The organism is Mameliella sp. AT18 (genome assembly GCF_028807275.1).
Lineage (GTDB): Bacteria > Pseudomonadota > Alphaproteobacteria > Rhodobacterales > Rhodobacteraceae > Antarctobacter > Antarctobacter albus.
Genome location: NZ_JARAMO010000309.1, coordinates 1 through 26,844 on the forward strand (window position 1 = coordinate 1; position 26,844 = coordinate 26,844).

The 26,844-nt window shown below is 63.8% G+C and carries 28 protein-coding genes and 2 pseudogenes; 15 read left to right on the forward strand and 15 right to left on the reverse strand.

The genetic code is table 11. The features are described from left to right. A partial coding sequence (locus PVW46_RS25590) for an FAD-dependent oxidoreductase (protein WP_443137065.1) occupies positions 1–228 on the forward strand: 228 nt, incomplete at its 5' end. A 128-nt stretch (positions 229–356) separates the two neighbouring features. Here the strand turns inward: PVW46_RS25590 and PVW46_RS25595 are convergent. The 13 genes from PVW46_RS25595 to PVW46_RS25655 form a co-directional block, all read right to left on the reverse strand. Beyond that, positions 357–983: an isochorismatase family protein gene (locus PVW46_RS25595; RefSeq protein ID WP_043136878.1), complete on the reverse strand. Its 627-nt coding sequence runs from the start codon at positions 981–983 to the stop codon at positions 357–359. Between the two features lie 84 nt (positions 984–1,067). Then, the gene (locus tag PVW46_RS25600; protein WP_069210721.1) at positions 1,068–2,099 is read right to left on the reverse strand and encodes a 2,5-dihydroxypyridine 5,6-dioxygenase NicX family protein; all 1,032 of its coding nucleotides are present in this window, start codon (positions 2,097–2,099) and stop codon (positions 1,068–1,070) included. A 23-nt stretch (positions 2,100–2,122) separates the two neighbouring features. Continuing rightward, complete coding sequence (locus tag PVW46_RS25605; RefSeq protein ID WP_069210720.1) at positions 2,123–2,908, reverse strand: alpha/beta fold hydrolase; 786 nt, start codon at positions 2,906–2,908, stop codon at positions 2,123–2,125. A gap of 10 nt (positions 2,909–2,918) precedes the next feature. Next, entirely contained in the window at positions 2,919–3,668 is a 750-nt protein-coding gene (locus PVW46_RS25610; protein WP_069210719.1) for a maleate cis-trans isomerase family protein, read from the reverse strand. A 102-nt stretch (positions 3,669–3,770) separates the two neighbouring features. Beyond that, positions 3,771–4,439 (reverse strand): TetR/AcrR family transcriptional regulator, encoded by a 669-nt coding sequence (locus PVW46_RS25615; RefSeq protein ID WP_069210718.1) that lies wholly within the window; start codon positions 4,437–4,439, stop codon positions 3,771–3,773. Between the two features lie 63 nt (positions 4,440–4,502). Further along, entirely contained in the window at positions 4,503–6,041 is a 1,539-nt protein-coding gene (locus PVW46_RS25620) for a tripartite tricarboxylate transporter permease (protein ID WP_069210717.1), read from the reverse strand. A gap of 15 nt (positions 6,042–6,056) precedes the next feature. Next, positions 6,057–6,572 carry a tripartite tricarboxylate transporter TctB family protein gene (locus PVW46_RS25625; RefSeq protein ID WP_069210716.1) on the reverse strand — a complete coding sequence of 172 codons (516 nt, stop codon included), beginning with the start codon at positions 6,570–6,572 and terminating at the stop codon, positions 6,057–6,059. A 60-nt stretch (positions 6,573–6,632) separates the two neighbouring features. Beyond that, a complete protein-coding gene (locus tag PVW46_RS25630; RefSeq protein WP_043136894.1) occupies positions 6,633–7,619 on the reverse strand; it encodes a Bug family tripartite tricarboxylate transporter substrate binding protein in 987 nt (328 codons plus the stop codon). Between the two features lie 294 nt (positions 7,620–7,913). Then, the gene (locus PVW46_RS25635; protein ID WP_069210715.1) at positions 7,914–8,966 is read right to left on the reverse strand and encodes a 2Fe-2S iron-sulfur cluster-binding protein; all 1,053 of its coding nucleotides are present in this window, start codon (positions 8,964–8,966) and stop codon (positions 7,914–7,916) included. Between the two features lie 25 nt (positions 8,967–8,991). Beyond that, positions 8,992–10,062, reverse strand: a complete 1,071-nt coding sequence (locus tag PVW46_RS25640) for an aromatic ring-hydroxylating dioxygenase subunit alpha (protein WP_069210714.1) — start codon at positions 10,060–10,062, stop codon at positions 8,992–8,994. 238 nt (positions 10,063–10,300) lie between these two features. Continuing rightward, positions 10,301–10,774 (reverse strand): MarR family winged helix-turn-helix transcriptional regulator, encoded by a 474-nt coding sequence (locus PVW46_RS25645; protein ID WP_069210713.1) that lies wholly within the window; start codon positions 10,772–10,774, stop codon positions 10,301–10,303. Positions 10,775–10,828: 54 nt separating this feature from the next. Continuing rightward, on the reverse strand, positions 10,829–11,293 hold the full coding sequence (locus tag PVW46_RS25650) for a MarR family winged helix-turn-helix transcriptional regulator (protein WP_052244242.1): 465 nt from the start codon (positions 11,291–11,293) through the stop codon (positions 10,829–10,831). A gap of 344 nt (positions 11,294–11,637) precedes the next feature. Then, the gene (locus tag PVW46_RS25655; RefSeq protein WP_172428987.1) at positions 11,638–12,309 is read right to left on the reverse strand and encodes a GntR family transcriptional regulator; all 672 of its coding nucleotides are present in this window, start codon (positions 12,307–12,309) and stop codon (positions 11,638–11,640) included. Between the two features lie 131 nt (positions 12,310–12,440). On the opposite strand from PVW46_RS25655, the gene PVW46_RS25660 reads away from it, so the two are divergent. The 12 genes from PVW46_RS25660 to PVW46_RS25715 all read left to right on the forward strand — a co-directional run bounded on the left by PVW46_RS25660 (position 12,441) and on the right by PVW46_RS25715 (position 24,999). Further along, on the forward strand, positions 12,441–13,766 hold the full coding sequence (locus PVW46_RS25660) for a malonyl-CoA decarboxylase (RefSeq protein ID WP_274578195.1): 1,326 nt from the start codon (positions 12,441–12,443) through the stop codon (positions 13,764–13,766). 59 nt (positions 13,767–13,825) lie between these two features. Beyond that, complete coding sequence (locus PVW46_RS25665; RefSeq protein ID WP_274578196.1) at positions 13,826–15,340, forward strand: malonate--CoA ligase; 1,515 nt, start codon at positions 13,826–13,828, stop codon at positions 15,338–15,340. A 55-nt stretch (positions 15,341–15,395) separates the two neighbouring features. Then, complete coding sequence (locus PVW46_RS25670; protein ID WP_274578198.1) at positions 15,396–16,832, forward strand: amidase; 1,437 nt, start codon at positions 15,396–15,398, stop codon at positions 16,830–16,832. A 21-nt stretch (positions 16,833–16,853) separates the two neighbouring features. After that, a complete protein-coding gene (locus PVW46_RS25675; RefSeq protein ID WP_274578199.1) occupies positions 16,854–18,173 on the forward strand; it encodes a short-chain fatty acid transporter in 1,320 nt (439 codons plus the stop codon). 193 nt (positions 18,174–18,366) lie between these two features. Then, positions 18,367–19,338, forward strand: coding sequence for an AAA family ATPase (locus PVW46_RS25680; RefSeq protein WP_069210708.1), 972 nt, complete (start codon positions 18,367–18,369; stop codon positions 19,336–19,338). Next, on the forward strand, positions 19,338–20,180 hold the full coding sequence (locus PVW46_RS25685) for a DUF58 domain-containing protein (RefSeq protein ID WP_069210707.1): 843 nt from the start codon (positions 19,338–19,340) through the stop codon (positions 20,178–20,180). The genes PVW46_RS25680 and PVW46_RS25685 overlap by 1 nt, the downstream gene beginning before the upstream one ends. After that, entirely contained in the window at positions 20,177–20,548 is a 372-nt protein-coding gene (locus PVW46_RS25690) for a hypothetical protein (protein WP_069210706.1), read from the forward strand. The genes PVW46_RS25685 and PVW46_RS25690 overlap by 4 nt, the downstream gene beginning before the upstream one ends. Continuing rightward, a complete protein-coding gene (locus tag PVW46_RS25695) occupies positions 20,545–21,501 on the forward strand; it encodes a VWA domain-containing protein (RefSeq protein WP_069210705.1) in 957 nt (318 codons plus the stop codon). Before PVW46_RS25690 ends, PVW46_RS25695 begins: the two co-directional genes overlap by 4 nt. Next, positions 21,498–22,433 carry a vWA domain-containing protein gene (locus tag PVW46_RS25700; protein ID WP_069210704.1) on the forward strand — a complete coding sequence of 312 codons (936 nt, stop codon included), beginning with the start codon at positions 21,498–21,500 and terminating at the stop codon, positions 22,431–22,433. Before PVW46_RS25695 ends, PVW46_RS25700 begins: the two co-directional genes overlap by 4 nt. Beyond that, complete coding sequence (locus tag PVW46_RS25705) at positions 22,430–23,083, forward strand: hypothetical protein (protein WP_069210703.1); 654 nt, start codon at positions 22,430–22,432, stop codon at positions 23,081–23,083. Before PVW46_RS25700 ends, PVW46_RS25705 begins: the two co-directional genes overlap by 4 nt. Next, complete coding sequence (locus PVW46_RS25710; RefSeq protein WP_069210702.1) at positions 23,077–24,270, forward strand: BatD family protein; 1,194 nt, start codon at positions 23,077–23,079, stop codon at positions 24,268–24,270. Before PVW46_RS25705 ends, PVW46_RS25710 begins: the two co-directional genes overlap by 7 nt. Before the next feature lie 168 nt (positions 24,271–24,438). Beyond that, complete coding sequence (locus PVW46_RS25715; RefSeq protein ID WP_274578217.1) at positions 24,439–24,999, forward strand: HpcH/HpaI aldolase family protein; 561 nt, start codon at positions 24,439–24,441, stop codon at positions 24,997–24,999. 215 nt (positions 25,000–25,214) lie between these two features. On the opposite strand, the gene PVW46_RS25720 is transcribed toward PVW46_RS25715, so the two are convergent. Next, on the reverse strand, positions 25,215–25,919 hold the full coding sequence (locus PVW46_RS25720; RefSeq protein WP_069210701.1) for an aldehyde dehydrogenase family protein: 705 nt from the start codon (positions 25,917–25,919) through the stop codon (positions 25,215–25,217). A 115-nt stretch (positions 25,920–26,034) separates the two neighbouring features. Then, positions 26,035–26,196 (reverse strand): hypothetical protein, encoded by a 162-nt coding sequence (locus PVW46_RS25725; RefSeq protein WP_274578206.1) that lies wholly within the window; start codon positions 26,194–26,196, stop codon positions 26,035–26,037. 22 nt (positions 26,197–26,218) lie between these two features. Here PVW46_RS25725 and PVW46_RS25730 point away from each other — a divergent pair. Together PVW46_RS25730 and PVW46_RS25735 are read left to right on the forward strand one after the other, a co-directional pair. After that, positions 26,219–26,314, forward strand: a pseudogene (locus tag PVW46_RS25730) (IS5/IS1182 family transposase); the annotation flags it as partial. Positions 26,315–26,463: 149 nt separating this feature from the next. Then, positions 26,464–26,713, forward strand: a pseudogene (locus tag PVW46_RS25735) (transposase); the annotation flags it as partial. Positions 26,714–26,844 lie beyond the last annotated feature (131 nt).

Here is a 26,844-nt window from a genome sequence, read left to right on the forward strand (position 1 = left end):
ATGGCCCAGGGCGCCTGCATGGCGATCGAAGATGCCGCCGTGCTGACGCGCTGCCTGACGGAAACCGGCATCGGCGACTATGCCAACGCCTTCGACATCTACGAGAACACGCGGCGCGACCGGGCGACCAAGGTCCAGACGATCTCGAATGCAAACACCTGGCTGAAAGAGCCGGAAGATCCGGCCTGGGTCTATGCCTATGACCCGATGACAGCCACTCTCGGGTAATCCTTTCAAATCCACAGGGCGGCCCCGACACCGGGGCCGCCCTTCTTTGTGCGCCGGGGCGACCCGATACCGGACAAAGAAAAAAGGGGCGCAGACCGCGCCCCTTATTTTCGTGGTGACCGTTTCTTTCAGGTAGCGAGGGATGTCATCCAGGAAAAGATGTCGTCCGCGTCCGTGACGTCCGCGTATTTTTGCTCCATGTCGTATAGGTTCGCTTCGTGTGGGGCAGTTGCCCGGTCAGCGCAGCAATCCCGGGGAACCAGCACATTGAAGCCGGACTGCACGGCGTCGACCACCGTCGCCCTGACGCAGCCAGAGGTCGTGGCCCCGGTCACGATCACCGTGTCGACACGGGCGCCGACCAGCAACCCGGCCAGGTTGGTTCCGTGAAAGGCCGAGGCGCCATGCTTGACGATCACCGGGTCTTCCGCGCGGATGCCCGTGGTGGCGTCGATCTCGACCAGGCGCGAGCCAACAGTCAACGCGGCCATGCCTGTGGCCTTGCGCAGCCAAGGTAGGGTCGCGACCTCCCAAGGCTGGTACGCGATTGTGGTATAGATCACCGGGAAACCGGCGGCCCGCGCAGTCTCGGTCAATCGGCGGGTCGCCGCGATCTCGGCGCTCATATCGGCGGCCGTCGGATATTGCGTGTCAGTGAACCCGTAAGAAAAATCCACCACCACGATAGCCGGGCGGATGCCGCGCGGCACCTTCTGGCCGAAACCGGCGTCGGCATAGACCTGTTGCTGGGACATCTCGTGTAACTCCGGAGGAACGCGCCTGCCCCGCCGGGCCACGGGCCCGGACGGAGACGGCGCTGGCTGTAAGGGGGGGGGCGCTCAGCGGCGCGCGATCTGCATTTCCTTCACGACGAGATCGCCGTCGATCACGATCGGTTCGTCATCGAGGAACAGCGAGCACCCGCGCATCGGGATGTCGAGATGACAGGCCGTGTCGTTGGGGCCACCCAGCTCGTTGTTGGGGCCGGTCGAGAACATCACATTGCCGTAGAAGCTGCGAGGCTCCATGCCCATGCCACCCGGGAAGGCGCCCGGGGTCATGCCATGCCAGTGCGCGTCGCGGTTCATGCCCCATCCGACATGGCTCATCCCCATGCCGCGCGGATCGTTGAAGCCATCCATGTAGGATTTGACCAGGTCCGCATCCAGCCCGCCGCGGATATCGGTGATCCAGCCCTTCTCGATCGTGTAGGTGATCGGGTCCCGCACGTACATGTTCTGCGGCAGCAGCACATCCCCCGGCGCCACCACGATCTGACCGTCCACGCCGTCGTCGTCGCCGCCGGTGAAGACAAAGCCCGAAGGCCAATGGTCCCAGCGGCCGGGCTCATCGGTGCAGGCGTATTCGGCCACGGTTGGATAGGTGTTCAGCTTGTAGGTGACATCGGTGCCATGCGGTGAGGTGATGCGCATAACCTTGGCCTTTGCCAGGTATTCGGCACCGATCTCGACCTTCTCGCGCAGCTCCTGGCTGGGCAGCATCCGGGCCAGCAGCTCTGGTGGTTCCACGGCGGTCAGGATCCGGGTGCCGGCGTCCTGGATGGCGAACTGTTCCGGGCTGAACAGCATGAACACGCAGTCGATCAGCATATCGCAGTTCTTCAGCGCCTCGACCGCCTCGGGCATCGCCGCGAGGCCGGTCTGCCCCACAGCCCAGGCCCCGACGACGGGCGGCGCCGGCAGGCGCATGTGATACATGTTGGCGCCCAGGATCCGGCCCGCGGCCATGAAGGCATCGGCATAGTCCAGGCGTTCATTGCCCTGGGTCAGAACGATCAGACGCTCATCCTTTTTCACCCCGGACATCTTCAACTGGTGCAGGCAGATGTCGGTAAAGCTTGCATGATCCATGACGGATCCTCCCTATACTCGGTTTATTGAACGTCGAAATCCATGACTGCCTCCAGGAACCCCTCGAGGTTGTCCCAAGGGATCATGTGGCCGGCGTCCGGTACGATGCGCTGTTCGATCTTCGGGTTCAGCTGCGCGACCTCTGTTTGGTCGGCTTCGTCGACCACGGTGGCGCCACCCGCGATGACCAGCCGCGCGGGCTTGTCGATTTTTGGCAGGTCCTGATGGATGTCGTCGGTGTGGAACCCGTCGAAGGCAATGCGGATCGCTCCCCAGTGGCAGGTGTGCAGCCATTCCGCGCGCAGGGCGACTTGCTCGTCGCTCCATGTGGGACAGAAGGCGCACATCTCTTCGACAGAGCACCCTCTGGCCGCCATCTGGATGCTGTCACTGTACCAAGGCCATTTCGAAGGATAGGCTCGGCGGCCCGGCCCGGACATCGGCGGATCGACCAGGATATGCCCGGCAAAGGGTTCGGGATCGCGGGCATTGGCGCGGATGGCAATGCGGGCGCCCATCGAATGACCAAGCGTGGTCGGCTGCCGAAGGGTCCGTGCCACCGCGATGGCGTCATCGGCCAGGGCGTCCAGCGTGTAGTCCAGGTCGCCGGTTTCCGACAGGCCGCGCCCCCGCACGTCCAGCACATGCACCTCGAAGCGTTGCGCCAGGCGTTCGGCCACGAAACCCCAGGTGATCGCGGGCGAGGTGATGCCCGGGATCAACAACAGTTGCGGTGCGCCTTCCGGCCCGTCCCAGCGGATCAGGTGCTGGCGGATGCCGTTGGCATGGATGTTGTATCCAAAGCTCATGTCAGCCTCCTCAGTAGGCGCCGGAGAGCAGCGTGCCGCCGCCCGGAACGCGGGTTTCCAGGTCGAGCGCCTTGAGCATCTGCCAGGTTGTGGCGATGGCTGCTGTCAGCACCGGTTTGCCGACCTGCGCCTCAACGGTTGAAACCGCGGGCAACGACGGCATCTGGACACAGGCCGAGAGCACCACCGCATCGACGCCGGAAGTGTCCATATCCGCGACGATCCCGGGCAGGTTCATCGGGTCATGTGCCGCAACGGCGAGGTTGTCCTGGATCTCCAGCGCGCGCCAGGTCACCACCTCGATCCCTTCGTTTCGGATGTACTCCACCACCATCTCGGTCAGCGGCTTCATGTAGGGCGCGACCACGGCGACCTTCTGCGCACCGATCGCCTTGATCCCCTCGACCAGGGCACCGGCAGAGGTGACGACCGGGGTCTCCGCGTCATTGTCCCGTGTCACCCCGCGCAGCCGTTCCTGCGATGTGCAGTGATAGCCATGCCCCATCGACATGATGGCAACGAGGCAGGCATAGCCCATCACGTCCACCTTCGCGTCCGAGAGTTCGAGCGCACAACGGTCGCTGTCCGCATCCATCGCAGCGAGTTCTTCCTTGGTCACGTGCTTCATCCGCATCCGCGAGGAATGAAACGTGAAACGCTCCGGAAAGACCGCCTCTCGGGCACGCAAGAGCGCGGGGATCTCGGTCTCCATCGTCACGTTCGAACTCGGCACGATCTGGCCAACACGGATCGGGGTCATGATTCTCACCTCTGAAATCAACGTCCCTCTCGGGATAATTAGTCATTGGTATAATTTCAACCAAAATCATTTGCATACAAACGTATTTGGAAACTTGGGCACCTATGTGTTCAGCGGTGCCGCAAGCCCTGCAGAAATGAAGGTTTCAAGTTGATCCAGGAGCGCGGCACCGCCGAGGTCGCCGACCTGCCCGTCGGTCAGATCGTTAATGCGACCGAGATCGTTCAGCATGAACATGTAGGTGCCCACAGCAAAGGCCATACGGGTCGAGATGACCTCTTTCGGGATCTCTGGCAGTACCTCCGAAAGCGCCTGGATGTAGCGTTTGACAGAGGCATCATAGACTTCGCGTCGCAGACGAAAGGCATGTTCTTCCTGTTCGGCATGCAACCGAGCCTGAAGACGGACGAATGCCGCTCCGTTAGAGCCCGAATTTTTCATTTCCCATTGGGGCCTTAAATAGCACCGCACCAATTCCGCAACGGTAGGTGCCACGTCGCGCGACAACAGCTCGTCCAGCAGCACATGCCGAGCGCCTGAAATTACACTGCCACGCCGGCGGACCACCGCGTCGAACAGATCCTGCTTGGAGCCAAAGTAGTAGCGAACGAGAGCCTGGTTGACCCCGGCTTCTGTCGCGATGTCCCGCACCTTGGCCCCGTTGAACCCATGATCGGCAAAAAGCAACTCAGCCTTGTCCAGGATCACCTCGCGGAGTTCCGGCCCTTCTTTCGGGCGCCCCGGCTTGCGACGTGTTTTTGAAGAGGTCATGGTGCCATCCGGTTTTCAGAGTCCCCCCTACTAACCGGCGCAGTGCCAAATCCTCAAGATAATTTATTCACCAGGATAATTACTGGGAACCTTCCCGCCCCTCTTACAGGCAAGCGGTCCGTACAGGCGATGCAGCAACGCGGTGATCAACGGCAGGGCCACCAGTAGGACGCAGATTGCCAGCAAAGTTGCCGAGATCGGCCGGTCGATGAAGATCTTCCATGACCCCTGGCTAATCATCAGGCTGCGCCGCAGGTTCTCCTCGAGTATCGGGCCAAGGATCAGCCCGAAGGCCAGAGGCGTCACCGGCAAGCCGATGCGCGAGAAAACGAAGCCGACCACACCGAAGGCAATCATCACGTAGACGTCGTTCATGTCGTTGCGGATTGCAAAGGCACCGATAACGCAGAACACCGCGATGAAGACATACATCAGTTGCGGAGGAATGCGCGTCACCAGCACGGCAGCACGGATCATGCCGAGACCCAGCACCAGCGTCGCCACCAGTGCCAGTAGCACCGAGACATAGATCCAGGACACGAATGTCGGGTCGTTGGCAAAGAGCAAGGGCCCGGGCGTCAGGCCATGCACCATCAACGCGCCCATCAGCACGGCGGTGATCGTGTCCCCAGGAACCCCCAGCGCGATCAACGGAATGAGCGAGCCGCCGACGGAGGCCGAGTTGGCAGCCTCGGGCGCAACAAGGCCGTCAGGATGGCCGCTGCCGAATTTCTCGGGCTCTTTCGACAACCGCCGCTCCTGGGCATAGGCGATGGAAACCGCCACAGCGGATCCCGCCGCGGGGATCGCCCCGATGAACGTGCCGATCACCGAGCCTCGCAGCATGACCTTCCAGCGCCGGGTCAATTCGGAAAGCGGCAGCATCACCTTGCCAATGGCCGGTCGCGTCGTCGGCGAGTCACCGAAACGCACAAGGTTCTGCAGGATCTCCCCCAACCCGAACAGGCCGATGATGACAGGGATCAGATTCAGACCCGATTGCAGCATGGGCTGGTTCATCGTCATCCGCTGCGCATCCGTGAGCGCATCGAAACCCACCATCCCCAGCAGGACGCCGACAAAGCCGACCACGCTGGCCACCAGTGTCGAGCCGTTTGACGCAAAGGACAACATGACGATGCCGAACAGCGCCACTGCGGCAAACTCGGGGCTGCGGAAATTCGTCGCGAAATCCGCCAGCACGGGCGCCAGCACGACAAGCAAGGCCAGCCCGACCATGCCACCCACGGTAGACGCCACCAACGCATAGTTCAGGGCATGGCCGGCCCGGCCGCTCTGTGCCATCGGATAGCCGTCGATCTGGGTAAAGATCGACGCCGGTGTGCCAGGCAGTTTCATCAGGATGGCCGATATCGAACCGCCATAGACGCTCGACATGAAGACCGAGATCAGGAAGAGGATCGCCACACCGGGTTCCATCGTGAAGGTCACGGGCATGAGGATCGCCAGGGCCATCGTCGATGAAATCCCCGGTATTGCCCCCAGAACCAGCCCGAGGATTGCACCAAGCCCGACGAGGCCCAACATGGCAGGACTCGTGGCGAAATCGGCGAGAACAGTGAAGAACGACTCAAGCAACATCGGTTCGGTCCTCTCTCAGACGGGCAGCGGAAGCGTCAGCAGACGCACGAAGAAAAAATGGATGAATGCGGCGGTGGCCATGCCGAAGGCTGCCGCTTCGATCAGGTTTCGCCATGAGTGGCCGCTGATCGAGACGAGCAGTATGTAGATCCAGCCAATGGAAAAGAGCGCCACCGCGGCAGGCGTTCCCAGCAGGCGCATCGCTGCCGGCATCACCAGCAAAGTCAGCACGAAGCCAGCCGAGAGCGACCACTCCCGCACCGTGTTTACTATGGCCCCCGTGTACCTGTGTTGACGCGCCTCACGCGCCCAGCTCCAGACACCGATCACCAGCAGAAGAAGGCCGGCGCCTGCGAGAATTGTCAGGCACAACTGGGACAGGAAAAAGGGGCCGGGGTCACCCGGCATCTGGTTTCCCGAAAACAGCGTGATGCTGTGACGGAGCAGAAGCCAACCCGCACTCGCCAAGAGGAGAAAGAAAAGACCGGCTGCAAAGGTCTTGCGGGCGGATTCTTCGATGGGCGGGGTCATGGCTGGCTCCTGTTTCGTGATTTTGGAAACGGGGCGACGACTGCGCCCCGTTCGCGGGCGTCACTTCCGCTTCAGTTCCTCGGCGACAAGGCCGGCGTCCTCCAGGATCGGGTAGACAAGCTCGACCTGTTTCGCGAGCTCTTCCGCCGCCAGGTCGGCTCCGCCCGGGCGCAGAACCATGCCGTTGTCCGCTGCGGCAGAGGTAAAGCCGGCACTGTTGATGGCCTGGAGCAATCCCTCTTCCAGCTTGGCCCGGACATCCTGCGGAATACCGACCGGCGCCACCAACATGACGAAATCATTCACCACGACATCATAGCCCTGCTCCTTGAACGTGGGAACGTCCGGCAGTTGCGGATGGCGCTGGTCCGAAGCGACCCCGAGTACCTTCACCTTTCCGGCCTTGGCGTGCTCGAGGATCGGCGGGATCGGCAACGTCGCGGTTTGGACCTCGCCGGTCAGCAATGCGGTCACGGTGGGGGCATGTCCGGGATAGGGGAGCTTCATCATGTTCACGCCCAGCGCGTCCGGGATGACGCTTGCGAAGATGAAGGAGTTGCCGCCCTGCGGGTCGTTGCCATTCATCAGCGACATCGGGTCGGACTTCATCGCGGCGACGTAGTCGTCAAGCGTGTCGATCCCCATGTCGACGCTCACCTCAATCGCGCCAGGTTCGTCGCTGATGTAGGCAATCGGGTCCAGACCGTCGAGCTTGGGCGCTGCGGGGTTCATGAAGGATTGCGACACTGCGTGCAGCCCCATCACGCCGATGGTGTAGCCGTCGGGGTCGGCCTCGACGATATGGCGGATGCCGGTCGATCCGCCGGCGCCGGTCACGTTGTCGACCACAACCGCGGTATCCATGATCTCGGACAGCTCATGGCCGATCAAGCGGCCAACCAGGTCATGCCCGCCACCAGCGGGCCAGACGACCGTGATGTGGATCGGTTCGCTGGGGTAGGCATCCTGCGCAAGCGCGGACGTCATCGGGAGGCTGGCAAGCGTCATCAGACCCGTGACCGTGGCGAAGAGTTGACGGCGTTTCATGGCGTTCCTTTCGTCTTTTCCCTGTTGATTTCGGCAGGCGCAGCCCACCTGTTCACGGCCCGCGCCTTGCAGCCCGCGACATTCTCGATTGCCCTTCTTACCAGGGCAGAATTTCCTTATTTTCTTGCGGCCGGCAGGCGGCGCGCATCATCGTCCCGTCACATAAAAGCGTGGAAAAATTCATTTGTATAGAAACAAATTTCCCAGCCGTATGTTTTCCCGTGTACACCACGTCCGACCTCCATTATTGCACATTTTTTAGGCATATTTTGCGGAAAAAATGTGCGGAAAATGTCACATGTCGAGGGTCACGTTCCCTTTCGGGACCGAGCAACACAGGAGGACATGCCCCTCTTCGGGCGAATCGAGCGGCTCTTCGGCATAAGAAATATCGCCGGCAAGCTTCCGGCAAGCACAGGTGCCGCAGATGCCGTCACGACATTCGAAGTTCGGCTCCAGCCCCTGCGCCTCGGCGAATTCAAGGAGGGTTTCGCTGGATCCATCCCAGGTGAATTCGAGGTCCGACCGTGCAAATCTGACCACAGGACCAGCCCCGTCAGACGTCGCCGCGGGTCTCTCAGGGGGCTGCTGGCGCGACGCTTCGGCAACGGCTCCGCCAAAAGACTCCTGGTGAATTTCGCAGTCCGGCACGCCCAGGCTGACCAGCACCGCCCGCATCGCCCTCATGAACCCGTCCGGCCCACAGAGATAAACGCGGTAGGCGTCCTGCGGCAACAGCGTGCGCAGCGTCTCGCGGTCGAGAAGTCCGATAGACTGGCAACGCCGTTCGGCAATATCCCCATCGCTCCCTTCGGCATAGGCGACATGCGTCGTCACGTTCGGCGCGGCCTCTGCCAGCGCCCTCACCTCGGCTGCGAAGGAGTGTTCTTCTGCATTCTGGCAGGCATGCACAAACCATGTCGGCCGATCCGGTTGACGGGCCAGCTCGGCCAGCATCGCCAGCGCCGGCGTCACCCCTATCCCACCGGTCAGCAACAGGACCGGACGCTCATCCTCCGCTAGAACGAACTTGCCCCGCGGCTGTTCGGCCCGGAATTGCGCACCGACCTCACCCACCTCGTGCAGGTAGCGTGAGCCCCCCTTCCCCTCCGGCTCCAGCTTGACGCTGATCCTGTAGCCGCTGCGGTCGCGCGGGTCGGAGGATATCGTATAGGTCGATATGGGCCGCTCCGGCAGGCCAAGGCGGATCGGAAGGTACTGGCCCGCGGTGAAGGGCGACGCTTCGCCCTCCACAACCTTGAACCGGAAAGAAACGACGTTTCGGCTTTCCCGCACACGCTCTGTCACCTCTAGCGTCAACGGCGCGGTCTGTCCCGTATCAAGCATGTCAGATCCCCCGGTCAGCACAGCATCAGTCATGGTAGACGAAGGACGCGTTGGTCTCGGCCGAGGCGTCGAGCGTCCGCTCGGTTTCCAGCAAATCGTTGATGCGCTTGCGGTAGACCATCGGCCCCCGGTCGATGGCGATACGGATCGGTCGACGTTTCATCGGGCGCTGCTCTTCGGCATGCACCGCCTCCAGGATCGCCTTGTCCTCGGCAAAGGCGATGCGGAACATTGCATCAATCTTGTCCGATGCTTCCTCGGTATCGACCGCGGTGTTCCGGAGGTGCATCCAGCGGTCGATTGTGTATCCCTCGTCGACCGGTGTCATGAAGTGCAGCGCAAGAACGCGGTTCCCGCTATCCCGGTCGTCCTCGGCAATCTGGTCGGCCGCGTCCGCCGAGCCGAAGTCGATCACCGCGATCGACGGCAGATGCAGGTGGTAGTAGTGCCAGCGGTCGACGTTCCCCTCAAAGCCACCGAATGCCTTGAAGAAACCAATCGGCTCCGCATCGCGGATCCACCGCCAGGCGGTGATGGTCTCGCCTTCGGTCGAGACATGCACCGGCACGTTCTCGGATGCCGAATTGCCCAGCGTCGTCGGGTGGACAAAGCTCACATGCGCCGGGTCCACCAGGTTTTCGGCCACGTTGAGATAGTTGGATTCCAAGTGCAGCGCGTCACCGTGATGGGCATGCCAGCCCGGGTCGGTGAATTGCGGCAGATCGAAAATCGCATCCGGATCGGCGCGGTGCCGCTCCCCCATCCAGATCCAGACGATCCCGTGTCGCTCTTCGATCGGGTAGCTTTCGACATAGGCCGAGGGCGGGATCTTGTCCTGGCCCGGAACCCGGGTGCACTTGCCGTCAGAACCGAAGGTCAACCCGTGGTAGCCACATTGCACCGCATCACCGATGCGCTTGCCCTTCGACAGCGGCAACAGCCTGTGCGGGCACCGATCCTCCAGCGCGGCAACGGTGCCGTCCTTGCGGCGATAGAGAAGGATGTGATCGCCAAGAATGGTGAAGCGCCGCAGTTCATCGTCGACCTCGCGCGACCATGCGGCCACGTACCATGCATTCCGAACCAGAGTCGTCATCCTATCACTCCCGAGCTTGCGTTCATAAACAGGCTCTCCCGCAGGGGCCAATTTGCTACGTACTCAAAGTAAAATGACTCAGATCAATTGCGCAACAGATTCTTTTGTATCAGCCGAGAATCTCAGATTCCCCCTTGATTCCGCTCGAATAATTTCCAAGGACCAGATGAATCTGGGCGCCCACAGTCTGAACTTTACAACGAGTACGCACAAATTCAGCGAAGCAGGCAGCGAGACGTCAGTCTTCGGCCGCGAGCACTTTCCGCAGCAGCTCCATAAAAAGTTGCTGCTCGATCACGGTGAGCGGTTCGAGCAGTTTCTCACCCGCTTCCACGCTGACCGGGATATGATTGATCGCGCATTGGCGTCCGGCCTCGGTCAACTCGATAACCGACGAACGCTGATCCTCGAGACTGCGCCTCTTCTCGATCAGCCTTTCGCGCTCAAGCTTGCGGACCACCACTGTCGTGGTGGACGGATCCATCGAGGTCAGCCGCCCAAGCATGCTTTGAGTGACCGAACCCGCCTTCAACAGCGTGACCAGCGCCACGAACTGCGTCACCGAAAGGTTCGGGTGTCGCACATTCTGGGTAAAAAGCTGCGCCCCGCGCTGGTGGACACGGCGCACCAACTGCGCCGGATGGTTACGCGGATCGTAGGCTTCGATCATCGCGGAAACATCACCGGCAGGCTTTGTGGTGTGGTCGCTCATCGCCCCTGACCTTTCCGCAACCTGGCACCCCGGGCTGCACGCACAACGCGCCAATCAACTCAGCTTTGCCAGCAATCGCAGGATCGTGCGCCGCTCGGCAACGGTTAGCGGCGCCATCGTTGCCTCAGTGATCTCCGCCATCACGGGCATCGCTGCCTTGATCAACTCCCTGCCCTTCGCCGTCGCCTCGATCACGTATCTGCGGCGGTCGACCTCGTCTTTTCGGCTCATGACGAGACCGCGGGCCTCCAACCGGTTGACGACCCCCTTGATCGTCGCCGCATCCATCGCGACACTCCGCCCAAGCGCATTCTGGGACTGTGGGCCAGGGCTCTCGACCAGGCGAAACAGGGCTGAGAACTGCGTAGGCGTCAGCCCATCCAGCATCTTTTCGCCAAAAATGGTCATGTGCCGCTGGTTTGCCTTTCGCAAGGCATAGCCGATCTGCTCATCCAGAACGTAGGCCTCAATGGCATCCCCCGAGCTGTCGTTGCTCGGATCGTGTTTCATATCGTCCATTGGGCTCTTCTCACTTTCCCGGCTATACCGATGCCAGCATCAAACATTCAATCGGTTTCGGCGCCACCTGCAGGCGGAAACTCCGGAACAAAGCGCAGATCGACATCGAAGATGCCCTTCCTGGTCCAGACAATCGACCCACGCTCATCATCAGCACTTTTCATTAGTATGCAAATGTATTTCCGGTCAGAGCGCAAGCCCCCTACTGCAAGTGCGAACCTACAGGCAATCTCAAGGCCACACTGAACCGCCTCATGTTCACCGCCGCAGCGCCTGAGCAGGATGATGCATCACGAGCAAGAGAACAAGTTTACCCCAGGGGGGACAATGACGCGTTTTGTCGATCAGACGGGGCCGTGTGGCGCGTCCGACCGAAGCGCCGCAAGCATGTCGTGGAATCGGTCCCCCTGGACCAGAACGTGATCCCGCATGGCCTTTGCCGCTGCCGCGTCATCGCCGTTGCGAATGGCCGTGACCACGGCTTCATGTTCTTCGAACGAACGCTTTACCCGGTTGCGCACCCGCAACTGGATGCGGCGATAGGGTTGCAGCATCGCATGAAGGCGCATGGCCTCCTTGGCGATGAAGCCATTGTGCGTCGCGTGGTAAATGCAGGCGTGAAAGGCCGAATTCTCGGCGTAGTAGTCGTCGATCCGTTCCTCCTCGGCCAGCTGTCGGCAAACCTCGTGCCGCGCTTCGAGCTCGGCCAACTCCTCGCGGGTGATCCGGCGGGCGGCCAGACGGGCGCAGATGGCTTCGATTTCGGCCATAGCCTCGAACCGTTCGGCCAGCTCCTCGACGTTCCATTCCGATACGAAAGTGCCCTGCTTGGAATGGACGCGGACAAGCCCCGAGGCTTCAAGCTGTTGCAGGGCATCACGGATCGGGGTTCGCGAGCATTCGAACTCCTCGGCCAGTTTCGCCGGGTCAAGCCGCGCGCCGGGGGCGAATCGGCCATTGACGATCGCGTTTTCCAGCGCCTCGCGGATCCGTACCGTGTTTGACACGCGCGCCATTGGTGAAGCCTCCCCCAAGAATTGCTCTGAAAACATATAAGCTTGCTTTCGAAACATCCAATCCTCATTCCGTTATATACAACAGATCGGCAGAAATGTATAACTAGGGCAACCAACCCGGAGGAGAGTTGATGCCCAACGCGAACATCGCCTTTCTGAACGACCTGCTGCAAAGCATCGGGTCGCGCATGCGCCCAGGGGCCGTGTCGAAATCTTCGGCCCTATCCGCCGAAGACAGGCTTGCCGAGGGATGCAGCGCCTTGATGCGCCTCGGCGGCGAGGCATCGCAGGTCGTCGTCGCCGCCCAGGCCCTGGCCGCCTTCGCCGAGCTTGACGACCCGGCCAAGTTGCGGTTCTTTCAATCTCTTCTCGACGATTACAGTGCCGACCCGGCTGCCATCAGGGCCGCCTATGCGGCATGGGAGTCAACACAGTCCGAAGAAGACCTTGAACAGCTGTTCAAGGCCGTCGAACCACGGCGACAGGCCTTGCTGCGCGCGCTCAACCAGGCGCCCGGCGCCACGCTGCAACTGGTGCGGATGCGCCAGGACCTGCTGCGTCTGATGCGCGAGGAACCGGGACTTGCGCCATTGGACACCGATTTCAGCCATCTGTTCGCGTCCTGGTTCAATCGCGGGTTCCTCGTGATGCGCCGGATCGACTGGAACTCGCCCGCCGCGATCCTGGAAAAGATCGTCAGCTACGAGGCGGTGCACGAGATCCGGGACTGGGATGACCTGCGGCGTCGTCTCGACCCGACCGACCGGCGCTGCTACGCCTTTTTCCATCCGGCCACCGGGGACGAACCGCTGATCTTTGTCGAAGTGGCGCTGTGCCAGGGTATCCCCGACCGGATCGCACCGCTGCTATCGGAACGGACGCAGCCGGGCGATGAGGCGCCGGACACCGCCGTCTTCTACTCGATCAGCAACTGCCAGCCCGGTTTGAAGGGCGTCTCTTTCGGGAACTTCCTGATCAAGCAGGTCGTCAGCGATCTGTCCACGGAATTGCCGCCTATCCGCAATTTCGCGACGCTGTCACCGGCGCCGGGGTTCGCTCGCTGGCTGTCCAGCGTGGACGAGGCCGAGGCGCAGGCGCTTGCCGCCGATCTGGCCACCGGACTGTGGCAGACCGACAGCGAGGAATGCGAACGCCTGGCACCACGTATCGAGGCATGGGCGGCCCGGTATTTTACCCAGGCAAAGACGCCCTCTGGCGCACCCGCCGATCCCGTCGCGCGGTTTCACCTGGGCAATGGCGCCTCGGCCCATCGCGTCAACTGGCCGGCCGATCTCGCCGAGGGGGCGCTGAAGCGCGCGCACGGCGTGATGATCAATTACCTCTATGAACTCGACCAGATCGAGGCGCGGCACGAGGCCTTTGCCAACGACGGGACCATAGCCTGCGGACCGGATATGCGCCGCGCCGTGAAGGCGGGCACCGCTCCAAGCGCCTGATCTCTCCCTGAAACCGAAGACAAAGCGAGACAGCTCAGATGACGTGCACGATCCACGACTTGTTTGAAACCCAATGCCGCGACAAAGGGAGCAAGATCCTGTTCGAACGCCCCGGCCAGTCGTCCATGACGTTCTCCGAAGCATGGGATCGCGTCCTGAGGTTCGCCTCTTTGCTCGAAGAGTCTGGCGTGCGCCCGGGTGACCGGGTGGCGGTCCAGGTGGATAAATCCGCCGAGGCGGTGCTGCTCTACCTGGCCTGTCTTCGGGTGGGGGCCGTCTTTCTTCCGCTCAACACCGCCTATACCGGGGCCGAGATCGACTATTTCCTGGGCGATGCCGAACCGCGGCTTTTCGTCTGCACCCCGGCGACGTTGCAAACCCACGCAGCGCGCGCCTCGGAGACATTGGCAGTCGAGAGCCTTGGCGCGGCGGGCGACGGCACGCTGATGGACCGCGCCGCCGGGGCCGCCCAGCATGACAGCGCCGTGCCGTGCAAGGCGGATGACCCGGCGGTGATCCTCTATACATCGGGGACGACCGGGCGTTCGAAAGGCGCGGTGCTGACGCACGGCAACCTGGCCTCCAACGCGAAAGCCCTGAACGATATCTGGCATTTCACGCAGGACGACAAGCTGATCCATGCCTTGCCGATCTTTCACACCCACGGGCTGTTCGTGGCCTGCAACATGGCCCTGACGTCCGGGGCAACGATGCTCTTCCTGACCCGTTTCGACGCCGACGAGATCATCGACGAGATGGCGGATGCCACGGTCCTGATGGGTGTGCCGACCTTCTACACGCGGCTCCTGAAATCGCCGCGGCTGGACCCGCTGACAACCGCCTCGATGCGTTTATTCGTGTCCGGATCGGCGCCGCTGCCGGAAGAGGTCCACGCCCGCTTTGCCGAACGCACGGGCCACACCATCCTCGAGCGGTACGGCATGACGGAAACCTGCATGATCGCCTCCAACCCCTATGAGGGCGAACGGCGCGTAGGTGCGGTTGGCTTTCCCCTGCCGCAGGTTCAGGTTCGGATCACCGACCGGGAAAGCGGCAACACGCTGCCCCGGGGCCAGACCGGCGCGATTGAGGTCGCAGGGCCCAACGTCTTTCAGGGCTATTGGCGGATGCCGGAAAAGACCGCGGCAGAGTTTCGTGACGATGGCTATTTCATCACCGGAGACCTGGGCCGGATCGATGCCGACGGCTATCTGCACATCGTCGGCCGGGACAAAGACCTGGTGATCACCGGCGGCTACAACGTCTACCCCAAGGAAATCGAAACACTGATCAACGCGCTGCCGGAGGTGGCGGAATCCGCCGTGATCGGCGTGCCGCACCCGGATTTCGGGGAGGGGGTCACCGCGGTTGTCGTCCCGCAGCCCGGGGCTTCGCTCGACAAGGAGCGGTTGCTGGCCGCGCTGTCGGGCACGCTGGCCCGCTACAAGCAACCCAAGCAGATGATCGTGGTCAACGAGCTGCCCCGCAATGTCATGGGCAAGGTGCAAAAGAACGACCTGCGCAAGCGCTTCGCCGATCTCTATGCGCCCTCGGAAACCGCCACGGACTCATGAGGAGGGCGCCGAATTGGCCACATTGACAGAAACAAAACCCATGGGAGGACCAGGAGTGACATCGAAACCGGAATCCACGGATGAATTCATCGCCATGACGGCGACAGAGGCCGTTGGACTGCTGAAATCGGGAGAGGCCACGCCGCTCGACTTTCTCTACGCGGCCATTGCGCGGATCGAAGAGATCGAACCGGATGTGAACGCACTGCCGATCCGTTTCTTCGAAGAAGCCCGCGCCGCGGCCAAGGCGTTCCCCTCGCAACATCACAACGGGGCCGACAGGCCCGGATGGCTGGCCGGACTTCCGGTGGTCGTCAAGGACTACAACGACGTTGCCGGACAGGTGACCACCTATGGATCGCCGATCTTTGCCGAGAACCGCGTGGAGCAGTCGGATTACACGGTGCAGACGCTCGAAGAGAGCGGCGGCATTCCGATGGCGAAATCGAACGTGCCCGAAATCGCCGGGGCCAATACCTTCAACCCCGTCTTCGGCGCCACCCGCAACCCCTGGGACCTGCGGATGACGGTCGGCGGCTCGTCCGGCGGGTCCGCAGCCGCGCTGGCGGCCGGAGAGGCATGGCTGGCCACCGGCAATGACCTGGGCGGCAGCCTGCGCATCCCGGCCAGCTATTGCGGAATCGTCGGCCTGCGCCCCAGCGTCGGCCGGGTGCCGCGCGGTGCCGGCCTGCCGGCCTTCGATCCGCTCTGGGTCGAAGGTCCGATGGCGCGGAACGTCGCCGACGTGGCGCTGATGCTGGATTCGCTGGCGCATGGCCACGGCCACGATCCCCTGTCCGTCCCGGCGCCCGCGGTGCCCTTTGTCGAGGCGGTCAAGGCGCCCAAGGCCCCCAAGCGGGTCGCCTACACACCCGATCTGAACCTGTCGCTGGTCGATCCGGACGTGGCCGAGATCTGCCGCAAGGGCGTCCAGAGCTTTGCGGGCCATGGCGCCACGGTCACGGAAGAATGCCCTGATTTCTCGGGCGGACTGGAGGCGTTCCAGACCCTGCGCGCGATCCTCGTGGCCAGCGTCCGGGGTGACCTGCTCGAGACCGACCGCGACCGCGTCGCGCCGGAGATCATCTGGAACATTGAGAAGGGCCAGAACGTCACCGCCGATGAGGTGCTGCGGGCCGAGCGCGCCCGCGCCGCCATCTTCCACAATGTCGCGACCTTCTTCGAAACCCATGACATCCTGGCCTGCCCGACGGTCGCCGTGCCGCCCTACCCGGTCGAACAGCGCTTCCCGACCCACATCGGGGACCAGGAGCTGACGACCTACATCGACTGGATGTTCCTGACCTTCGTCATCACCCTGACCGGCTGCCCGGCCATCTCGGTGCCTTGCGGGACAACGCGCGAGGGGCTGCCGGTGGGCCTCCAGCTGATCGGCAAGCCGAAGGGCGACTTCGACCTTCTGTCTGCCGCGCAGCTTCTGGAATCCGAACTGGGTTTCGCGGATCGGATGCCGATCCGTCCCCGCAAGTGACCGCCGGAAAGGAGATCCAAAATGATCAAAGGCATCACACGCGCATCCGTCAACATGGTCGAACGTTACCTCCCGGATGCTTTCGTGCTCGTCCTTGTCCTGACGCTGGTCGTCTTCGGGGCCGGTATGCTCGTCGAGGGCCACGGCCCGGTTGCGATGGCCGAATTCTGGGGCGACGGGTTCTGGAACCTCTTGAGCTTTTCCATGCAGATGGTGCTCATCCTGGTGTCCGGCTTCGTCGTTGCCAGCACGCCGGTCTTTAAACGCCTCCTCCAGGCACTGGCCAAACTGGCCCGCAGCCCGGGCCAGGGGATCGTGCTGGTCACGGTGGTCTCGCTGATCGCGGCCTGGGTCAACTGGGGGTTCGGGCTTGTGATCGGGGCGCTCTTTGCCCGCGAACTGGCACGCTGCCTGCCCAACCTCGACTATCGCCTTGCGATCGCCAGCGCCTATAGCGGTTTCATGGTCTGGCACGGGGGGCTTTCGGGCTCGATCCCGCTGGTCATCGCGACCGAAGGCCATTTCACCGCCGAGATGATCGGCATCATCCCCACCAGCGAGACCATCTTCTCGGTCATGAACCTGGGCATTCTTCTGGCGCTGCTGATCGTGATCCCGCTGGTCAACTGGCTGATCACGCCGGCGGCCGGGGATGCGGTGACCGTCGATCCTGCCAAACTCATCGATGAAGAACCGAACAGTGAAGAGGTGGCTGACACGCCATCGACAAGGCTTGAAAACAGCATGATCCTGTCGCTGATCTCGGGCCTGCTGGGAATACTCTATGTCGGCTACTACGTCTTCGGCACCGACGGCGGGCTCAACCTGAACATCGTCAACTTTACCCTCATCTTCGCCGGGATCCTGCTGCATGGCCGTCCGTCGCAGTTCCTGGCCTCGGTCAAGAAGGCGGTGAACGGCGCCAGCGGTATCATCGTCCAGTTCCCGTTCTATGCGGGCATCATGGGGATGATGGTCGGCTCCGGGCTGGCGGTCACCCTGTCCGAAGCCTTTGTCTCGATCTCGAGCGCCGAGACCCTCCCCTTCTTCACCTTCTTGTCAGCTGGCATCGTCAACATGTTCGTGCCCTCGGGCGGGGGCCAATGGGCGGTACAGGCCCCGATCATGCTGGAGGCAAGCGCGGCGCTTGGGGTCTCGCCGGCCCGCACGGCAATGGCTGTGGCCTGGGGCGATACCTGGACCAACCTGATCCAGCCGTTCTGGGCGCTGCCGGCGCTGGCCATCGCGGGCCTCTCCGCCAAGGACATCATGGGATACTGCCTGATCGTCCTCGTGGTCACCGGCGTGGTGCTTGGCCTGGGACTGACGTTCCTGCCCTGATCCCTGCGACGGCCCAAAGGCGGGCGGCGCTCTGCGCCGCCCGTTTTTCGTTGAGGCCCGAGAGGCCCGTCGGATCGTGGAGGCCGACCCGGCCCTCCCCTTAGCCCCCGGCCCGGCAAAAGGCACACCTACGGAGGGGTTCAAGGACGGGGCGGTCCGTGATCCTATGGCACCGGCGGATAGGGAGGTCCGAATGGAGGATATCGCAGCGGTTGCAGCCGCTCCGGCCAAGGCGCTGGCGGCGCAGATGGAGGCCGGGCTGGTCGGGCATGCAGCACTGGTCGAACGGTTGATGATTGCCCTGCTGACCGGGGGACATGTTCTGATCGAAGGCGCCCCCGGTCTGGCCAAGACCCGCTCTGTCCGTCGGCTGGCCGATGGCGTCGAAGGCAGTTTCGCCCGTATCCAGTGCACACCCGACCTGATGCCATCGGATGTAACCGGGACACAGGTTTACCGGCAAGACAGCGGCCAAATGGCCTTTCTGCCCGGCCCGGTCTTTCACAACCTCGTCCTTGTGGACGAGATAAACCGGGCACCGCCCAAGGTGCAGTCTGCGCTGCTTGAGGCGATGGGCGAGACGCAGGTCACCGCCGGTGGCGAAACCCGCAGCCTGCCGGACCCCTTCATGGTGGTCGCCACCCAGAACCCGCTGGAACAGGAAGGCACCTTCCCCCTCCCCGAGGCCCAGCTTGACCGTTTCCTGATGCATGTGATGCTCGACTTGCCGGGTGAGGCGGACGAGCTGGCGATCCTCGATCTCGTCGAGGCAGAACGGCGCGCCCATGTCGGGCCGCAGGCCGCCACGCTCGATCACGACGCGCTTGGCGCGATGAAGGAGGAGGTCCTTCAGGTGCATCTGTCGCCGGCGCTGCGCAACTACATGGTCGCGCTGGTCATGGCGACGCGGCGACAAACCGAGGCCATCGACGTGACCGACCGCATCCGCCACGCGGTCAGCCCGCGCGGCACGCTTGCACTGGCCTCGGCGGCACGGGCGCGGGCCTGGCTGCACGGGCGTGACTATGCCGTGCCAGAGGATGTGATGGCCCTGGCCCCGGATGTGCTCTGTCACCGGATGGCACCGACATGGCGCGCGCAGGCCGCGGGCGAGACGTCGCGGACGATCTTTGCCGAGATCCTTGCCGCGGTGGCGCCGCTGTGATGCTGCCCGATGCATCCGGCGCGGAGGTTTCTCTTGATCGACTGATCGCGCTCGCGTCTCTCGCCGAGAACGGCACCGCAGGTGGTCTGTCGCAGGGGCTGAGCGGCGGCCTGTCCGGTCCGCGCCGCGGCGATGGCGGGGATCTCTTCGATCTCCGGCCCTTTCAGGACGGCGACGACCTGCGCCGCATCGACCCGGCGGCCAGCGCCCGCAGCGGGAGGCCACAGGTGCGCAGCCGGCATGAAGAGGTGGAACGCAGCCTGCTGTTGGTGGTCGATTTCCGGGCACCGATGCTCTGGGGCACGCGGGGGCGGTTCCGTTCAGTTGCGGCTGCCGAAGCCCTGGCGCTTGACGGCTGGCGTGCCTGCCTGTCCGGGGCACGGGTCGGCGCCGCGATCCTGCGCGACCGCACGTTCGAAATGCTGCCACCGCGCCCGCGCGAGGCCGCGATGTTGCGCATCAGCGGGGCTTTTGCCCGGGCGCACGCCGCCGCGCTGGAGACCCCCGGCAAGGCCCATGACAGCCTTGCGGTCATGCTCGACGGCGTCGCCGCCCGGGTCGCGCCAGGTACGGTCGTTCTGCTCGCCACCGGGCTGGACGATCCCGGCGCCGATTTCGGGCCGGCAACGGCGGCCCTGACGCGGAAATGCCCGCTTGACGTCCTGCTGGTGCAGGATGCAGTCGAGATCGCGCCTCCCCGGGGCCGCTTTGCGGCGCGGATCGGCTCACGCATATCCCGTGGACAGTTTGGCCGTTCGGCCTCGCCCGCCCTGCTTGCACGTCACGGCATTCCGGCCCGTATCCTGCGGGCCGCCGATCCGGTCGAGGCCGGGATGGCATGACCCCCGAAGAGCTTGTTCCGCGCCTGGCCGGGATCCGTATCCCGGAAAGCTTTGCCCGCTTTGGCTGGCAGGATGCGTTGGCGGCCGTGGCCTTGGGATTGCTTGCCGGGTTGCTATTGTCGGCGCTGCTGCGCGGCCTGACCGCGCGGCGCCTCAGCCCCCGGGACACTGCCCGCGCCGCGATCGCCCGACTGGCATCCTGTGAAACCGAGGTCCGCATCGCCGGCCTGGCCGCGCTGTTGCGGGCCAATGGCGGGGCGCTCCCCAAGGAAATGCAGGAAGCGCTTTACAATCCGCGCGCCCCTGTCGACCCCGCCGCGCTCGAGGCCGTGGTCATCGCGGCCGCAAGGCGGAGGCCGCGACGATGAACCTTGCCGCGCCCTGGGTCCTAGTCCTGCTACCCCTGCCCTTGCTCCTGTTGCGCCTGTTGCCAGGACAGGCGCGGCAGCATGGCGCACTGTCCCTGCCGCCGGCCATCGCGGCAGCCTTTCACCCCGTGGATGCCGCCCCGGCACGGCGCCATGCACGGGGCACCATCCTGTTCCTGGCCTGGATTGCCCTGGTTCTGGCCCTGTCCGGGCCAAGGGCAGAGCGCACCCTGGGCGTGATACCGGCGTCGGGCCGCGACATCGTCCTGGTGCTGGACCTGTCGGGGTCCATGCAAAAGGAGGATTTCGACCTGGACGGCCAAAGGGTGTCACGCCTCGCGGCGGTTCAGGAGGTCGGTGCCCGCTTCATCCGGGGCCGGGCCGGTGATCGCGTGGGTCTCGTCGTCTTTGGCGACCGGGCCTATGTGGCCGCCGCGCTCACACATGATGTGTCTGCCGTCGCACATCAGGTAGAGACCGCGCAGATCGGTGTCTCAGGCAAGGCCACGGCCATTGCCGACGGGCTGGGCCTTGCGATCCGGCGGCTACGGTCGCGTGATGCGGAAAGCCGGGTCATCGTCCTGCTGTCCGATGGCCAGGACACCACCGGAGTCGTCGATCCAGTTGCCGCCGCGGCAACCGCGTCCCGGCTCGGCATCGGTATCTATACAATCGCCCTTGGCCCGGCGGATCTCGAAACCGCCCCCCGCGCGCGCGACGCGGTGGACAGCGAAACGCTGCGCAGGATCGCCGAAGCCGCAAAAGGGCAGGCCTTCCGCGTGCGCACCACCGCAGACCTGCTGGCTGTGACCGAGGCCATCGACCGCCTGGAACCCAGCCTTGCGGATGCGCCACCGATCCGTAGCTGGCACGAATTCTGGCCCTGGTGCGCCGCCGCTGGCTTCGCTCTTCTCGGTGTGTCGCTTGTCCTTCAGGCGCGCGAGACGGCATGAGCAGTGCGCTGGACATCCTATGGCTGCGTCCGCTCTGGCTGTTCGCCGTTCCAGCTGCCCTGATTGCCGGTGCGGTGATCGCCTGGCGGTCTCATGGCCTCGGGCGATGGCAAACCGTGACCGACCCCGCGCTCCTGTCCGCGATGCGCAGGTTGGGCCATGTGACCGAAACACGGCGTGACCCGGCGCCCTGGTGCCTCGCGCTGTCGGCGGCTCTTGTCGCGGCAGGGCTGGCCGGCCCGGCCACGCCGGATCCCGACGTGCCGCGCCTGCGCAACCTGGACGCGGTGACCATCCTTCTCGACCTGTCGCAATCGGTGACCCGCGGAGGCGGGTTCGACGATGCGCAGGCAGCCGTGTCCCGCCTGATCGACACCCAGGGCACGCGCCCGATCGCGTTGGGCGTCTATTCGGGCGAGAGTTTTCTTGTCAGCGTGCCGACCGAGGACGCCGCCGCGCTGAAAACGGTTGTTGCCGTTGCCGATGCCCAAACCATGCCCGTGGCAGGCAGCCGGCCCGACCGTGCACTGGCAATGGCGCGGCAAGTTCTGACAGATGCCGGGGCGGCCCATCCGGACGTTGTCCTGGTCTCGGATGGCGGCGGCACCGGCCCGGAGGCCCGTGATCTCGCGCGGCAGATGGCGGCGGACGGGATGCGTGTTTCGGCGGTCTTTGTCGCGCCCGTGGCGCCCCCTTATGGCATGCCCCCGGCACGGAGGGACGGGCTGGAGGCGTTGACCGTGGCCGGAGCTGGCATCACCGTTGACGCGACGGACACCCGGCGGCTGGAAGCCCTGCTGGCCCGTCGTCAAGGCACGGCGGCTACGGATCGCGCGTTGCGAAACCTGCACTATGCGGATCAGGGGCGCTGGTTCGTCCTGCTGGCGCTATTTCCGTTGGCGCCCCTCTTTAGGAGGAGACGCAGGACATGAGCCGTTTCACGCTGTTCATCCTTGGGGTCGCCCTGGCCTGCGCGGCTGCCGCCGGACCGGAGGCCTGGGCCAAGCTGATCTGGCGGGCCGGGTTTCCTCAGCTTGCCGTGCCACTCATCCAGGATCCCGCCGCGCGCGCCGCCGCGCTCTATGATGCGGGCCGCTACGCGGCCGCCGACAGTGCCTTTGCCACCATTGGCCGCAGTGCCACCTACAATCGCGGTCTCACGCTGGCCGCGACAGGCGATTTCGCCCTGTCCGTCGCCTATTTCGATGCAGTCCTGTTTGCCGACCGCTACGACGCCGACGCACAGCATAACCGTCGCGTCGTCCTGGACCTCGTCGACCCCGTCATCGGCGAGGCCAGGGGCCACGGTCGGATCGAAACCATCCTTTCGGAGGCAGGGATAGAGACCGCGGCCTTTGACCCGGATGATCCCTCGCAGCCCATCCAGGCCGCAGAGCGCGATCCCGCGCGCGCCAGCCTCAAGCGCCCGGTGACCGGCGACCGGACGGCGGCAGCCGACGACAGCTGGCTCGACACGCTGGCCGATGCGCCGGGTGAATACCTGAAGGGACGCCTTGCTGCCGAAATGGACCGTCGCCGCGCTGCAGGTGAGGCCCACCGCGAGGAGGCCGACCGATGGTGAGATGGCTGGCCCTACTGCTGTTCCTTGCCTGCCCCCTGTCCGCGCAGGAGGACACGCTGCGTCTGGAACTGGTGCTCGATCCGCGTGAGACGGCCCCCGTCCAAGGCGAGATGATCCTGGCCACGATCCGCGGCGTCTATCGCAGGAACATCACCAACGAAGAGTTGAAGCTGCGGCCGATGACCGATTTCGACTGGACCCGTCTGGGCCAGGACAGCTGGACGGATCAGCGCATTGACGGCCTCGTCGCCAAGGTGTTCGAGCGTCGCATCGCGCTCTACCCCCGGCGGGCGGGCGCGCTCGAAGTGTTGCCCATCGCGCATGAGTTGCAGCTTATCGACAAGCAGGGGCATCGCGACACCGTGCTTGTCCGGACAGCGCCGGTTCGGATCGACGTGGCCGAGAAACCCGCCGGGGCGGGCGATGACTGGCTGCCCGTTCGGGCGCTGGAACTGTCGGACAGCTGGGACGCGGATGCGGCCCGGCTCCCAGACGGTCAAAGCGTGAAACGCCGCGTGGTGCTGCGCGCCCTGGGCGCCACGCCGGAAATGATGCCGCACCAGCCGCCACTGCGCGAACCTTGGCTGATCACCTTCTCGCCCCCGGCGGAACGCGACTTTCAGGTGACCGAGGCAGGCCCGGTCACCACACTGGTCTGGACCTGGAGCCTGCGGCCCATCACCGGCGAACCCGGTGTTCTGCCAGAGGTCACGATCCCCTATTTCGATACGGCGCTCAGGCAAGCACGTACGGTCACACTCCCCGCCACCCCCATCGGCTATGCAAGTTTTTCCGCCAACGCCGCCTCTGGATGGCGCAAGGACCTGGGCATCGGTCAACCACATCTTGCGATCGCTGTGATAGCTTTTCTTGTGGTCCTGGTCCCGACGTTGCGGGGGCGCGCCGGGGCTTCGGGAATGTTTGGGCGCTGGCGCAGCCGGTGGCGACTGCGATCGGATCTGCACAAGCTGAGGCGCCATGCGGCAAAGGGGGAAACTGCTCTCTTCCGGACACGCGCGCAACGCCTGCTAGAGACGGAGCCTACTACCTTGGAGAGGGTATTGCGCCCGGTCGATGCCACCCTTTTCGGGGCCGGGAAAGATCGGTCCGATGTCGATCTGAGATCGGTCCTTGACGATGTCGAACGCCAGGTGCGCGGAAACTCATCGCGCCGGGGCGGTCGGTGACACGAAACACGACCGTCAATCCGCCCCTCCGATGCCGCCCGTCCGGTCTCGGGCAAACTGGCTGTCGGCATGATCTCGCGGCTGGTGCGCGGTGTCGAGATCGTGGCAATCGCCAAGACCGTCACCCAGCTCTGCATCGCCTGAAACCTTGGCGGCATCACGCCCTTGGTGAGGATCGGAACTCTCGACAGCTTTGCCATTACTCAGGCAATGGATTGCGGTGCCCAAGGGGGGATCGTTCCGGAAACCGAGACGGCGGAAGATGCCCGCAGCGCAGTTGCAGCGGCAAAGTACCCACCGCTCGGCCGGCGCTCGATCATGCCCTGCCTGCCCCAGCTCATGTTTCGCCCTGCCCCGCCCGTCGACGCAATGAAGGCCGTCAACGCCGCGGCGATGGTCATCTCCATGATCGAAGGCCCAAGGGCCCTCGATGCGGTGGAGGAGATCGCGGCAGTGGATGACCTCGACATGCTGCTCGTCGGTGCCAATGACCTGTCGAACACTCTGGGTCTGCCCGGCCAGCTCGATCAGCCGGACGTCCAGGCAGGCTTCCAAAGAGTGACTGACGCCTGCAAGGTCAACAATATCTATTTCGGTGTCGGCGGCATGGGTCATCACCCTGAGCTGGCCAAGGAGATGATCGCAATGGGTGCGCGCCATGCAACCGCCGGGGCGGACGTGACCTTCATGACGAAGGCCGCGATTGCGAACGCCCTGAAATTCGACTGATCGCCGCTCATGTGCGCGCCGATGTCAAAGCGTCCAGCTCCCGACGGCCCCTTCCGCCATATCGGCAACCATCGACTTCGGCGCGTGCTGGAGTCGTTCCGGCAGATCGATGTGGACTACTTCTTTCGGGATACACGGCCAGAGGCGTGGGAGCCGCTCCTTGAGTAGCTGGGCGACGGGATCGACCCGGACACCTGGACACTTCGGATGCCCATTCAGGGTTTCCTTGTGGAAACGCCGACCCAAAACATCCTCGTCGATACATGCGTCGGCGCCCACAAGCACCTGCCCCAACGGCCGGAATGGAATGACCAGGACCACGATACCTTTCTGGCTGCTCTTGCGTCGCACGGCTTGGGCCCCGACGATATCGATATGGTCCTGTGCACGCCCAGCGGCAGCCCGATCTCGAGCAGTTTCTCTGCAAGGTAAAGCACGGTGAGAGAGGCTTCGGTTGCAGGCTTGAGCACCGTCGTGCACCCCGTGGCAGTGACAGCGCCGACGATCCACCAGACCGAGGTGAGCGAGCCGTTCCAAGGGATAATGCCGCCGATCACCCCCGCGGGTGCCTTCAACGTCATCGTGGTCACGTCTCCGGGCAGACCGTTCTCCAGCGTCTCACCCCGAACACTCAGGGCCAAGGCCGCGAAGAACTGGATCATTCGCAAGGCGCCCTGCTTGGTAGCGCGGGTCTTGGAGATCGGGGCACCCATGTCGACCGACTCGATCTCGGCCAGTTCTTCGAAGCGCCGCTCCAGAAGATCGTAGGCCCGGATGAGCAGAGCTTGCCGCTGGTAGGGTGACCATCCTCGCCATTCGCCTTCGAAAGCCCGGCGTGCAGCATTTACGACAGCGTCTACATCCGCGGCGCCACCCGAGGCAAGGTCACCCAGCGTCGTGCCGGTTGAAGGATTGACCACCCCAATCGCCCCGGCGTCGGCTGGCGCGACAGAAACGCCTGCACCGGCGCGCTCAGGCTATGAAGTGGGGCCATCATTCCGAGTTTTCCTCCGGGACCTGTCAGGAATTTGCGGATCAATCGACCAGGAAGACGCCTTTGCCGATCTTCTGCTGATCGAACAGGCGGTAAGCCTCTTCGGCCTGGTCGATCCGGAACTCATGCGTGAAGAGCGCATCGACATCGATACCCCGCTCCATGACGAAGTCGGCGCACCCCGCCTGAAGGTTCTTCGACAAGGTCAGCGCGCATAAGGCCGCTTTCTTTCGCAGGCCTCATGGCAAGACCCGGGCCGATGACGGGCGAGGATTGAGCGGAGTTATCTTCAACAATCGCAAAGGCTTGCGCTGGACAGATGGTGAGCGCCGGGCCGCCATCGGTTCAAGGCCGGCACAAACGCCGCCTATGGTCCGCATAAGACGCTCTACAGACGGTGAGCGAAAAAGCGATCTTCGCGCGGATGCTGGCCGGGTTGGCGATGAACACGACAAAGAGAAGACCGTGATGATCGTGAATATGACGCTGCCTGGTTCAGAGAAGCGTTGCAGGACAAAGGGATACGCGCCTGTATCCCGGGCCGAAAGAAACGCAAGACACCGGTGAAGTGACACGCGCCGATACAAGCGGCGCAATCGCATCGAAATCATGTTCGGCAAACTCACGGACTGGAGGCCTGTGGCAACCCGCCATGACCGGTGCCCGAGGCTCTTCCTTATGGCCATCGCCCTCGCGGCAGGCGTCATCTCCTGGTTGTGAATCCTGAACCTAAACCCTGAAACTGTAAGGAAACGCTCGCCGTTTTCGGTGCGGCACAGGCCTGCAGAACCTTGGCTGACAGCCTCCAGTCCTCACACACGACACTCCCAACCCTGGGTCCGACCTCACAG